The organism is Methylobacter psychrophilus (assembly GCF_025583945.1).
Lineage (GTDB): Bacteria > Pseudomonadota > Gammaproteobacteria > Methylococcales > Methylomonadaceae > Methylobacter_C > Methylobacter_C psychrophilus.
Genome location: NZ_JAOEGU010000022.1, coordinates 1 through 14,187, shown reverse-complemented (window position 1 = coordinate 14,187; position 14,187 = coordinate 1). Strand labels below are relative to the sequence as shown.

At 45.0% G+C, this 14,187-nt stretch carries 5 protein-coding genes; all 5 read left to right on the top strand.

The window, feature by feature from the left end; all coding sequences use genetic code 11:
• The first annotated feature begins 134 nt into the window (after window positions 1-134).
• The 5 genes from mrcB (at window position 135) to N7974_RS11640 (ending at window position 13,821) form a co-directional block, all read left to right on the top strand.
• On the top strand, window positions 135-2,516 hold the full coding sequence (gene mrcB, locus N7974_RS11660; protein WP_262965786.1) for a penicillin-binding protein 1B: 2,382 nt from the start codon (window positions 135-137) through the stop codon (window positions 2,514-2,516).
• 17 nt (window positions 2,517-2,533) lie between these two features.
• Window positions 2,534-3,163 (top strand): outer membrane lipoprotein chaperone LolA, encoded by a 630-nt coding sequence (gene lolA / locus N7974_RS11655; RefSeq protein WP_262965785.1) that lies wholly within the window; start codon window positions 2,534-2,536, stop codon window positions 3,161-3,163.
• A gap of 134 nt (window positions 3,164-3,297) precedes the next feature.
• Window positions 3,298-4,596, top strand: coding sequence for a replication-associated recombination protein A (locus tag N7974_RS11650; protein ID WP_262965784.1), 1,299 nt, complete (start codon window positions 3,298-3,300; stop codon window positions 4,594-4,596).
• A gap of 230 nt (window positions 4,597-4,826) precedes the next feature.
• Window positions 4,827-12,470, top strand: a complete 7,644-nt coding sequence (locus tag N7974_RS11645) for a type I polyketide synthase (protein WP_262965783.1) — start codon at window positions 4,827-4,829, stop codon at window positions 12,468-12,470.
• A 1-nt stretch (window position 12,471) separates the two neighbouring features.
• The gene (locus tag N7974_RS11640; protein ID WP_262965782.1) at window positions 12,472-13,821 is read left to right on the top strand and encodes an aminotransferase class I/II-fold pyridoxal phosphate-dependent enzyme; all 1,350 of its coding nucleotides are present in this window, start codon (window positions 12,472-12,474) and stop codon (window positions 13,819-13,821) included.
• Window positions 13,822-14,187: the final 366 nt, after the last annotated feature.

Below are 14,187 nucleotides of genomic sequence, written 5' to 3'. Positions count from 1 at the left end.
CAAGCCAAGAAACTCGTTCACTTGATGTTCATTTTATAACGATAGAGTCATCCTAACTAAATCCGGCTATGCTGATTTATGTATAATAGGCGGTAAAGATAGGGATAATTAGAATAATGACACTATAAAAGGCTATGGCAGAAAAAACAAACAGGCGCAACTCTCGATACAACAAAAAAAAATCGACTAATCATTGGTTTAGAAACCTGTTTCTGATTTTTTCAGCGGTTGGTTTATTTATGTTTGTCAGTTATCTGGGTTATCTGGATTATAACGTTCGCAATCAATTTGAAGGCAAGCGCTGGGCCATTCCTGCCAGAGTTTATGCCAGCCCTGTTGAACTTTATGCCGGCCATGCCTTGTCGGCCGGAAAATTTGAAGCGCTCTTAAAAATATTACATTACCGCCCGGATGCCGAGTTATCTGCCGAAGGAAGCTACTTTAAAAAAGGTGCAGAAATTACGGTAAAAACACGCGCTTTCGCTTTTTGGGATCAGCATCAACCCAGTATGTTGATGCAACTGAGCTTTATCGAGTCAGGCATAGGAAAAATCACTGATTTAACAACGACTCAGGATGTTGCCATTATCCGTATGGATCCCGTGCAAATAGGCAGTTTTTACCCGACTATTAAAGAAGACAGAGTACTCATCAAGCTGGAAGAAGCACCGGATACACTGGTCAAAGGCTTGCTTGCCTCGGAAGATCGGGATTTTTATCAACATTTTGGCGTTTCACTGAAAGGTATTGCCAGAGCCATGTGGACCAATGTTCGTGCTGGCGGTATGGTACAAGGTGGCAGTACCATAACCCAACAATTGGTCAAAAACTTTTATTTAACCAATGAGCGACGCTTGTCCCGTAAAGTCAAAGAAGCCTTGATGGCGCTAATTTTAGAATATCGCTACACTAAAAATGAAATTCTTGAAGCTTACTTGAATGAAATATATTTAGGCCAAAATGGCTCAAGTGCTGTTCACGGCTTTGGTCTGGCCAGTGAATTCTATTTTGGCAGTACCTTAAAAGATCTCCCGTTAGAACAGGTCGCATCCTTGGTGGCATTGGTCCGAGGTCCTTCTGAATATGATCCAAGACGCTTTCCTGATCGCGCCCTACAACGACGCAATCTGGTACTTAATGAAATGGCAACAGAAGGCTATATAACTACGAACGAGGCAAATGCAGCAATAGCCAAGCCGTTAAGTATAATTCCGCGCATGCAGCGTTCGTCCAATCGCTATCCCGGCTTTCTTGATCTCGTTAAACGGCAATTAAAGCAGGATTATCACGAGGAAGATTTAACGTCTCAGGGTCTGAGAATTTTTACTACACTAGACACCCAGATTCAGGATGTTCTGGAAAAGACCGTTGACGCCAAGCTAAATCAACTGGAAAAGACGCCTCACGCCAATAACCTTGAAACAGCGGTCATCGTTACCCGCAGGGATAGCGGCGAGGTTACTGCATTGACCAGTGGTCGTGAAAACCTGGCTGGTGGCTTCAATCGCGCATTGGATGCAGTACGTCCTATCGGCTCATTGATCAAGCCCGCCATTTATTTGACGGCTCTGGAATATCCTGAAAAATACACCATCACCACAAGAGTTAGCGACTCAACCATTGTCGTTAAAGGACAAAATGGTACCGACTGGATACCTAAAAACTACGATCATAGAGAACATGGCAGTGTAGCCTTGCATACAGCTTTGGCAAAGTCTTACAACCTGGCCACCGTCCGTGTAGGCATGGATATTGGCGTAGCCAAAGTAGCCAACACCTTAAAAAACATGGGCGTCACCAGATCACTTGATCTGTTCCCTTCGTTGTTGTTGGGAGCGGCGTCACTGACACCTATTGAAGTTACCCAGATGTATCAAACATTAGCCGGAGATGGCTTTTCAACGCCCATAAAAAGTATTAGAGCAGTCGTTGATACCGAAGGTAAACAATTACAAAGTTATCCCTTCACTGTCAAACAGGCCGTAGATCCAGCGGCAACCTATATTGTTAATACCATGTTGCAGGAAGTCATGCACGAAGGTACCGGACGATCAGCTTACTCATCTTTCCCTGAAAACTATGGTCTGGCAGGTAAAACAGGCACCACTAATGATGCCAAGGATAGCTGGTTTGCAGGATATACCGGAGATTACTTGTCAGTAGTTTGGATAGGCCGGGATGATAATAAATCGATTGGACTAACCGGTTCAACAGGAGCACTGCCTATCTGGACATCGTTAATGCAGCAGATATCAACCCAACCTGTTAATTTGATTCCACCTGATAATGTCAATCTGGTCTGGGTTGAGCCTGGTAGTGGTTTATTAACGCGTAAAGGCTGCGGAGGCGGCAAGGAATATCCCTATATATCAGGCTCAGAGCCAACTGCCTACTCAAATTGTGGCCAAGAAGTTCTTGACCAGGATAAATCATGGTTCGAAGATTTTTTCGAGGGCGATACTGAACCAGGTCAAAATAAAAGTATGCCGAATCAAAGTGAGCCTCAACCCCAATGAATTACAAAAGAGTATCTATGAATAAAATAATTGTTTTTCGCCTGATTTTTCTGGTCTTCTTTCTTGGCAATAGTGCCAGCTATGCCGCAGATGAACCTATCAAACAATTGCAGGCATTTTTAACAGCATCCAAGTCATTAACTGCTGATTTTAAACAGGTATTGATTAATGAGGCCGGTGATCCTTACCAAACCAGCTCCGGGATTTTTTACCTGCAACGGCCTGGTAAATTTCGCTGGGATTATTTAAAACCGTTTCAACAACAAATTGTTTCTACTTCAGGAAAAGTCTGGTTTTATGATGCAGATTTAGAACAAGTTACTGTTAAAAAACTCGATGAGTCAGTAGGTTCAACGCCCGCATTACTGTTAAGCGGCAATATATCTCTGAATGATAATTTCACTATGGAAAACCAGGGCGGCGAAGGGGATTTACAGTGGGTTAAATTATTGCCCAAGAATCAGGAAAGCAGCTTTAAATACATTTTGATAGGCTTGAATAAAGGCTCATTGGCAGGTATGGAGTTGAATGATAATTTTGGTCAGCTAACGCGCATCTATTTTTCCAATGTGTTACTAAATCCCCCCATAAAACCCACCGTATTTGAATTTAAAGCCCCTAAGGGTGCTGATGTATTTTCTGATTAGGAGCTTTTTTATTCACTACGAAGACACGAAGATCACGAAGAAAGAAAAAAATTAGTGTCCTTCGTGTCTTCGTGGTGAAAAGCTTTTAAACTAAAGCCACAAGCCTTTAACCTTTTTTCTTGCACCTGCCCTCAATGTTTGATGATTTGACCAAGCCATTAGCTGATAGAATGCGGCCACAATCGCTGGACGATTATGTGGGACAACAACATATTCTAAAACCCGGTAAACCACTCTATGAAGCCGTGGTATCCGGGCGACTGCATTCCATGATTTTCTGGGGGCCGCCAGGAACCGGAAAAACCACACTGGCACGCCTTATTGCCCTGCACTCTGATGCCGAGTTTATGCCGATTTCTGCGGTATTATCAGGTGTTAAGGAAATCAGAGCTGCGGTTAGCGCCGCCAAAAAAATCCAACTTGAACAGCATAAGCGCACTATTTTATTTGTCGATGAAGTCCATCGCTTTAATAAATCACAACAAGATGCTTTCCTGCCCCATGTTGAAGATGGCACGGTTTATTTTGTTGGTGCAACAACTGAAAACCCGTCATTTGCCCTCAACAATGCGCTGTTGTCACGAGCTCGCGTTTATGTGCTTAATGCTTTAACCAGTGAAGACTTACAAGATGTTTTAAACAAGGCACTGACAGATAGTCATAAAGGACTGGGTAGTCTTGGCATTGAAATGGCCGAGGATATTAAACGACAATTTGCCGAAGCCGCTGATGGCGATGCCAGAAGGCTGTTAAATTTACTGGAAATCGGAGTAGAGCTTGCCGCCGCAAAGCATAGCAACATTATTAATGAAGCCTGTGCCAAAGAAGTCCTATCTGGTGGCGTTAGACGCTTTGATAATCAGGGCGAAGAATTTTATAACCAGATTTCAGCCCTGCATAAATCAGTAAGAGGCAGCTCGCCTGACGCTTCGCTCTACTGGCTGTGTCGCATGATGGATGGCGGTTGTGACTTGGCCTATTTGGCCAGACGTGTCGTCAGAATGGCCTCCGAAGATATCGGTAATGCCGACCCCAGAGCCTTGCAAATCGCCATTAATGCCTGGGAAGCGCAGGAACGTCTGGGCAGTCCGGAAGGTGAACTGGCTCTGGCACAAGCCATTGTCTATTTAGCCTGTGCCCCCAAAAGCAATGCCGTTTATAAAGCTTATAATGCCGCCATGCGCGATGCCAGACAAAGCGGTAGTCTGGGTGTACCTGTGCATTTAAGAAATGCACCCACCAAACTCATGAAATCGCTGGATTATGGTAAAGAATACCGTTACGCCCATGATGAACCGGAAGCCTATGCCGCCGGTGAAAATTATTTCCCCGATCAGCTTATCGGAACCCGTTATTACCAACCTGTCGATCGAGGCCTGGAAATAAAAATCAAGGAAAAGCTAAGGCATTTGCAAGAACTGGATAAAGGCTAAATTAACTTTTCATTTTCGCGGGATTATATTGAGTCATTATGGAGATTAAATCATGTCATTTGGCAAATTACTGATCACAATTACCAAACCGAGAACGTGGACATCAAATTTAATCTTTCAGAAACCACTATGATTTTCGCGGTACAATAATCGGTTCGCATTGAGCGATTCACTTTTCAAGTCTCCGGCTTTGTCTGAGGCTTTTAGCATAATAAAAATAAACAAGAACAATGACAAAACGAGTTGCAATTACCGGCTTTTCATTCAGATTCCCAGGCACAACCAACAGCGATTATTGGCAAGATCTGCTTGACGAACGCGATCTGGTGACAGAAGTTAATTCAGGTCGATGGGAAAAGGACAGCTTCCTCCATCCCAATAAAAATCACCCAGGAACCAGCTACACCTTCGCTGCCGGCTCTATCGGAGATATTACAACGTTCGATGCAGGATTCTTTGGCATTTCTCCACGAGAAGCCATACAGATGGATCCCCAGCAACGGCTATTACTGGAAATGAGTTGGGAGGCACTGGAAAACTCAGGCATTAAGCCTTCCACTATTCGTGGCAGTCAATGTGGCGTTTTTATCGGCATTGCCGGCACAGATCACGCCTATCGGTCAGCCGATGATCTTGCCGCCATTGATGCATCAGTCGCTACAGGTAACAACTTAAGCATTGCTGCTAATCGCATTTCTTATGTTCTTGATTTGCAAGGCCCCAGCATGGCAATTGATACTGCCTGCTCATCGTCCATGGTGGCCTTTCACCAGGCATGCCGCTCTATTTTGTCAGGTGAAAGTACCCAGGCGTTGACCGGTGGCGTTAGCCTGCATATGCATCCTTATGGCTTTATTATCTTTGCCAAAGCCTCCATGCTGTCCCCTCGAGGACGCTGCAATCCGTTTGATGCTGATGCTGATGGCTATGTACGGTCCGAAGGCGGAGGGGTCTTTTTTCTTAAAGATTATGATCAAGCGATAGCCGATGGCAATCCTATTTTGGCCGTTGTTGCAAATTCTGCGATTAACACGGATGGCAAAAAATCAGGACTTACCTTACCTAATTCCAAAACCCAAGCTGCCTTACTAAATCAGGTATACAGTCAGGCCGGAATTGATCCTGCGACGATAGATTACATCGAAGCCCATGGCACGGGTACGGCAGTAGGTGACCCGGTTGAAGTACGCGCAATTGGCGAAGCACTGGGAAAGCTACGACCGTCTAATAACCCGCTACGTATCGGTTCGATAAAAAGCAATTTAGGTCATCTTGAAGCAGCTTCGGCTGTAGCTGGCTTGGTAAAAGCACTTTATTGCATACGGCATCGGTTAGTCCCGGCAACTATCGGTATTAAAAATCTCAACCCAAATATTCCTTTTGATGAGCTGAACATTGAAGTTATTACCAAAAAACAGTCTCTTAAAAAAACCGGAAAACTTGTTATTGGTATAAATTCCTTTGGTTTTGGTGGTGCCAATGCCCATGTAATTCTGGAAAGTCATGAACCAGTTAAATTATCCTCACCCGAACAGACCAACACCTCCCTTCTGCCGATCATTCTCTGGGCCAAAGATCCTCTCGCGCTAAAAGCTGCAGCCCTCGATTTTTCCAACTTTCTAAAGAACCAACCCGAGTCTGCACTTTACAACATTGCCTACAATGCCGTATTTAGTCGAGAATGGCATGAGCACCGTGCAATAGTTTATGGCACCACAACAAAAAATCTCGCCAAAGAACTGCTTGATTTTGCCAATGATGAACCAGGACAACACTTGGTAGTATCAGGATCAGCCTTAAAAGCACCTTCCGGCCCGGCTTTTATCTATTCAGGGAATGGTTCCCAGTGGGCAGGAATGGGCAAGCGACTTCTGGAAGAAGATTCCTTGTTTAGGGATACGATCAGGGAAATTGATGCCATATTTAGTCGCTATGCTGATTTTTCACTGGAAGATGAGCTGGCAGGCAGGAATGGCGAAGATCGTTACCAATATACGGAAATTGCGCAACCTGCCCTGTTCGCGCTTCAAGTTGGAATTACACGAATGTTGCAGCGCCAGGGTATTATGCCTGTCGCTGTAACCGGTCACAGTGTAGGCGAAGTTGCTGCAGCTTGGGCATCAGGTGCATTATCGCTAGAGGCGGCAGTGGCAGTTATCTATCACCGTAGCGAGCTACAAGGAATGACCAAAGGCAAAGGAGCAATGACTGCTGTAGCGCTAAGCCATGAAGCGACTCAACAATTGCTTGACGAACTAAATCTTGCTTCAACATTGACCATTGCAGGAATCAATAGCTCCCGTGGGGTGACCATCGCCGGTAGTCCACAACGGCTTGGTTGCCTTGAATCGGCTTTAAACGAACGTAACATCTTCAATAGGCGACTGGATCTTGATTATGCCTTTCACAGCCCGATCATGGATGAAATCGAAAGCGGTATCAAACAGACGCTGGCAGAACTCCACGTGCAGGAAACCCTCACCCCCTTTTACTCGACGGTAACCGGAGCACTGTTAAACGGAACAGAGCTTAATGCAACATACTGGTGGCACAACATTCGCAAACCCGTATTGTTCGAGCAAGCCATCAAAAGCATCCTGAGCAATGATATCAATATTTTCATTGAGATCGGTCCTCATGCCGTCTTACGCAGTTATATCAATGACTGCGTAAAAGACCTGGAGACAGAAAGTCGAATTCTGTCAACAATTAACCGGAACAATGATAACCCGGAACTGGTCTGGAAAACAGGTAGCCAAGCACTGATTGCCGGTATAAATTTCGACTGGTCGCCTGTTTTTTCAACGCCAGGTCAATTTATCCAACTACCAAACTATCCATGGCAACGTGAGCGTCATTGGCACCCGGTAACACCCGAATCAATTGGCTTGCTTTATCGCCACAAAATTCACCCTCTGCTGGGCTACCCATTACAACAACATGACCTCACATGGGAAAACCAACTCGATACAAAACTTAATCCAAGCTTGGCTGATCATGTGGTCGGAGGAGCTATTGTCTTTCCGGGCGCAGGCTTTTCTGAACTGGCTCTGGCTGCTGCCTTGGCTTGGCATCCTGATGATTACGCCGAAATTGAGGATTTAGAAATACACTCACCGTTATTGCTAAGCGCCGATCACACCAAAGTCGTTCGCCTTAAGATTGAAGCGCAAGATGGTAGCTTAACCATAAAGGCAAGAGAATATGGTAGTACAGAACCTTGGACGGTGCATGCTGTAGGCCGTATACTTACGAAGCCTGGAGACATTTTACTGCGCCAGGAAAAGTTCTTGTTACCCGCTGACCAACCCGACTTTAACGGTGCCAGCCACAAAGCACTTACCGATGCAAACGGACTAACTTATGGCCCGGCTTTTCAGTGTATTGACTATGGCTGGGTAAAGGGTAATTCTGTACTGGCTACCCTTAAAATACCGGACAGTATTGAAGCGGAACTGGAACATACTCACCTTCATCCGGCCCTGCTGGATTGTACCTTTCAATTAATATTCCAGTTATTGAAAGACAATATCAGCACTCATGCCGACATTACGTTTGTCCCTACCAAAATAAGCAGAATTGCCTTCCGCAGCAGCAAGGCAAAGCCGGGATTTGCCCGTGCCACCTTATTACGTCAAACCCAACGTTCACTCACTACAGAATTTACTATTTTTGATACTGACAGTATAGCCATAGCTGTTCTCAAAGGCGTACAGTTTCGCAGTATTCGCCTTAGCAAAAATGCAGCAGATCATTTACGTTTTCTGACTTATCACAGCATACCAATACCCCACGCTTTTACGCCGGATGCGACTTCTGTTATCACTTTCGAAAACGTTAAGTTAGCTATTGATGATTTGGCAAGACGTGCAACACTTAAAGGTACCTATCGTCGCTACACAGAAGAAGTAGAGCCTTTGCTGGATAGCCTTTGCAGTCGATTTACCCGACAAGCATTACAGTTATTATCGGCAGATGGCAAAAAACTATCCGCTCAGGATATTTTTGACTGTCAAAATACTAATCCTGAAATAGTACCGTTTCTTAGTCATTTACTAACCATGGCCGAGGAAGATCAAGTTATTGCCTTAAACCATAACGGCTGGGAAATTTTGCCCGATGAGGATACTTTTGCCTCAGCCCAAGACATTTGGAACAGCCTGGTTGCAGACTACCCTGACTATTTTCAAATAATACACTCGGTAGGACGTATCGGGATGCATCTGAAATCACTTTTGGATGGTAGCCTGACACTAGCTAAAATTTGCCCTCAGGAATCATCACTAACAACACTGACACGCCAGATACTCGGTGCCAAGTGTAAACAAAAAATCGGTTTGGTTCTGCGCGATTTAATTACCAAGGGCATAAATAAACTGTCTGAAGGCCAGCGTTTGGGGCTCATTGAAATCAGTGATGGCTCTCCTTCATTTGCCATGGATGCCTGCATAGCTATGGACTCTAGCTGCTGTGATTACATTTTTGCCAGTACCTCGGTAACGACACTGGAAGATATTGCCCAGATCAAGGAACAATTTCCCGGCATCGACACTCGCCTCATCGATAATGCCACAGAACAACCAATCGTAGCAGCTACTTGCCAGATCGCCATCATTACACTCGATTTCAATGCACTCGAATGCGCAATAAAAGCATTAGAACACGCTCGCGCTTCTCTCCTTCCTGGAGGCGTCTTAATTATCGTTGCAAATCAACCTTCACGGTGGATTGACTTTGTTTTTGGCGGGCAATATAACCACTGGTATCCGGCAAAAAATGACAGTTGGTTATCTAATCAACGTACAAATCTGTTTTGGGAATTACAGCTACAACAACTCAATTTTTCCAATATAGAAACCTTTGAACTCTCGCCAAACACCTTTTCCGGCTCCTGTTTATTGGTAGCCCAACGCGATGAAAGTGTGCTGCCGACAAGCCTGTTACCTGAGATAACACCACGTAGCTGGATTATACTGGCGGATAAAAACGGTTATTCAGCAGAACTATCAAATCACTTAACTGCGAAGTTACAAGTGCAAGGTGATCTGGTCATACAAGCATGTCCTGACGATACTGACACTATTGAGCTCTTGCTGTTAAATACCAGAGCCAACTACGGACTACTCGATGGCATCATTTATCTGGCAGGTCTTGTACCCCAATCAAACCTGATCAAGGCTGAAGCCATTCTTGATCAGCAGGTGAGTAGATGCACCACTGCCGCCAACATTATTCAGGCTTGTGAAAATACTCAAACCAACACGACCTGCTGGCTAATCACTACTGGTGCTGCCACCAATTTACTGCCCAAGCGTAGCTCCTCCAAGGTTCCGGCATCCGCTATCATCTGTGTAGATGCTGCACTATGGGGATTTGGTCGAACGTTGATTAACGAAGCTTCAACCACTAATGTCCGTCTGATTGATCTGGAAAATCCCCTGCTTATTGATACTGTTGTCACCTCTTTAGCTAAAGAATTTGATATACCGGACGATGAACAGGAAATTATTCTGACCGGCTGTGGTGCACGCTATGCGCCAAGACTGTATCTTGAGCCAGGACCCGACTCCCGAGAACATGAGGAAATTGAATCCCCAACCATAAATCTTGGCTTTCAATTCCCCGGTCAGTTACGTAATCTGCGTTGGGAAGCACAGCCACGCCGCATAACCTCTGAAGATGAAATAGAAGTTGAAGTCCATGCCTCCGGCCTTAATTTTCGTGATGTCATGTACGCCCTTGGCCTGCTTTCCGACGAAGCCATAGAAAATGGTTTTTCAGGCCCTACCTTGGGCCTGGAATTTTCCGGGATTGTACAAGCTGTCGGCAGTAAAACCAGTGAATTTTCATTGGGAGATCGGGTTGTTGGCTTTGGCCCCTCCAGCTTCGGTAACCGGGTAATTACCCAAGCCAATGCTATTTCTCTTATACCACCAGGCATCTCATTTGAAGCTGCGGCAACCATTCCAAGTACCTTTTTCACTGTCTATTATGCGCTGCATCATCTGGCTAGATTGCAGCCCGGTGAAAAGATACTTATCCATGGCGCAGCCGGTGGTGTCGGTATTGCAGCCATTCAAATCGCCAAATGGATGGGTGCGGAAATCTACGCTACCGCAGGTTCAGATGAAAAACGTGATTTCCTTCAACTATTGGGTGTTGAGCACATCTTTGATTCTCGTTCGCTAGCCTTTGCTGATGAAATTATGGCTCAGACTGACGGAAAAGGCATCGATGTCATACTTAATTCTCTGGCTGGGGAAGCCATCAATCGAAATTTTCAGATACTTAAACCCTTTGGCCGTTTTCTGGAACTTGGTAAACGGGATTTTTACGAAAACACCAAAATAGGCCTGCGCCCTTTTCGTAATAACATTAGCTACTTTGGTATTGATGCTGACCAGTTATTACAGATACATTCCGGCTTGACTCATCGATTATTTACTGAACTCATGGCCTTGTTTAGCGAAGGTATTCTTCATCCTTTGCCCTATCATGCCTTTGAAGCCGATGATATTGTTGACGCCTTTCGCTACATGCAGCAGGCCAGGCAGATTGGCAAGATAGTCATTACCTATCGAAATGGTATTAACAATGTTTATACCCCAAATCAAGAAACCCTGAAAGAACTGGTACTCCCGGCTAATGTATCTTATCTGGTAACAGGAGGATTAAGTGGCTTTGGACTTAGAACGGCACAATGGCTGGTCAGTAAAGGTGCTCGTAACCTCGTTTTAATCAGCCGTAGCGGCCCCAGTTCTGATGAAGCCAAGATCGCCATAGACCTGTTCGAGAAACAAGGCGTAAAAGTTTACGCCACTTCATGCGATATTACTGACAAAAAGGCTATTTCAGTATTATTCACTGAAATAGCAAATAGCCTTCCACCAATAAAAGGCATTGTCCATGCCGCCACCGTTATCAATGACGGATTGATACGTAATATGGACGCGAAGCAGATTAGAAGCGTGCTCGAACCAAAAGCATTAGGGGCCTATTATCTGCATGAAATGACTATTGATATGCCTCTGGACTTCTTTATTCTGTTTTCATCTGCAACCACTCTGTTCGGTAATCCTGGCCAAGGTAATTATGTGGCTGCCAATGCTTGCCTGGAAGCTTTGGCACAGCAGCGCCGGATTAACGGGCTACCGGCTACCTGCATAGCTTGGGGTGCTATTGATGATGTCGGATTTTTGGCTCGTAATAAAAAAATCAAGGAAGCCTTGCAAAACCGCATGGGTGGATCAGCGCTCAACTCTGGCATCGCTCTTGATGTTCTGGAAAGTATGTTAATGACAGATCGTTCCAATCTTGGCGTAATGGAACTTGACTGGAAAGCGCTATCCCGTTTTCTGCCCAGTGCAAACAGCCCAAAGTTTAGCGAACTAGCCCGACATACTAATGACAGCGATGGTCAACATGATAACGCTGAAGATATTCAACAGTTGCTTTTAGAACTCTCTGACGCCGATCTATTGACAACATTGACAGGCATGATCAAAAGCGAAGTCGGTGAAATTCTTCGGGTTTCACCGGACAAGATTGACCCAACCCGATCAATTTACGATATGGGTCTGGATTCTCTAATGGGAGTTGAGTTAATTGTTGCCCTTGAATCGCGTTTTGGTACCCGACTCCCCGTTATGGCATTGAGTGAAAGCCCAACAATCACAAAATTGGCGGAACGTATTATTCAACAGCTAAAAGGTAATAGTGAACTGGAAACAGTCTCGGATAAAACCGAACTTCTTGCGCGAACCCGACAAATAGTTTCACAACATGAGGCCGAGAATCCTACCCAATTAATCACAAATTTGGTAAATGATATACAAACTCAAAGTGCGACTTCACTTGACAGGATAATTAATTAATATGTCTCAAAAAGGACTTCCCGGCCTGACCGCCCAAATAAAAGACAAACTTATCCAACAGGCTCTTGAACGCAGGCTTCGTCAGGTAGAGCGTAGCAGTACTCCCGAAGCCCCCATAGCCATATCTGCCAAGGTGGTTAACACCCCCGAACAACATTACCGATTCCATCTACATCAAGGTTACCAGCAAATTCGCATCATGAATGATGGCGCAGCGCGGCTGGGTATTGGTAACCCTTTTTTTAAACTACACGAAGGTATTGCCGGAGCAACGACCCAAATTGGCGGCCAAGAGTATATCAACTACGCCAGTTATAACTATCTGGCACTTTCTGGCCATCCGGCGACTAATGAAGCCGCTAAAACAGCCATCGACCAATACGGCACCTCAGTTTCTGCAAGTCGACTGGTATCTGGCGAACGCCCCATTCATAGAGAACTTGAACAAACTATCGCCAAAGTCTATGACGTTGAGGATGCGATCGTTTTGGTTAGCGGACATGCCACCAACGTAACATCAATTGGCTATTTGTTCGGACCAAAAGATCTCATTCTTCACGATGAACTTGTTCATAACAGTATTTTACAAGGAATAACGCTTTCGGGTGCCAAGCGCCTGCCTTTTCCACACAACGATAGCGCTACGCTGGATGCTATTCTTACCGAACAACGGCCTTACTTTGAACGGGTACTAATCGTAATAGAAGGTATCTATAGTATGGATGGCGACTATCCTGACCTACCTGTTTTTGTTGATATCAAAAACAAACACAAGGTATTTTTGATGGTAGATGAAGCTCATTCCTTTGGAGTGATGGGCAAGACCGGTCTGGGTATCCGTCAACATTTTAATCTCAAAGGCAATGACGTAGATATCTGGATGGGTACGCTGAGCAAGGCACTTGCCGGCTGTGGTGGTTACATCGCCGGAGGAATGGCATTAGTTGAAAACCTCAAATTTCTTGCTCCCGGCTTCCTCTATAGCGTAGGTATGTCACCCATGGTTGCTGCCGCTTCGTTGGCAGCTTTAAAGACCTTACAACAGGAACCTGAGCGTGTCACTGCACTACAAGAGCGCGGACGATTTTTTCTGGAACAAGCACAAGCAATAGGCATTGAGACCGGCCCCAGCACCGGTCTGGCCATCATTCCTGCGATTACCGGCAGCTCTATCAAGGCTGTGCGTCTATCGACGGCATTATTTGAACGAGGCATCAACGTACAACCCATACTCTATCCGGCAGTACCCGAAAAATCTGCCCGCCTGCGTTTTTTCATATCCTGTGAACATACTGAAGCACAAATTGAGAAAACCATTCAGGTGCTTGCAGAAGAAATAAAACGATTATAATTTTTACAAAATCAGCCGGGTAAGTCAGTTTAGGCGCTAGCCGTAACCAGTTACAGATACTTCGATTTGCCTGGTTAGGCAACTCGTAATCAATAAGCCCCCAATTTATAGTCTCCACATACTTAACTTAATGGCAGTGACAATACCTGACACCTTGATAATTTGGAGTACAAACCTAGGTTTGTACTCCGGCCTTTAGGCAACTCGCAATCAATAAGCCCCCAATTTATAATCCCCATATACTTAACTTAATGGCAGTGACAATACCTGACACCTTGATAATTTGGAGTACAAACCTAGGTTTGTACTCCGGCCTTTAGGCAACTCGCAATCAATAAGCCCCCAATTTATAATCCCCATATACTT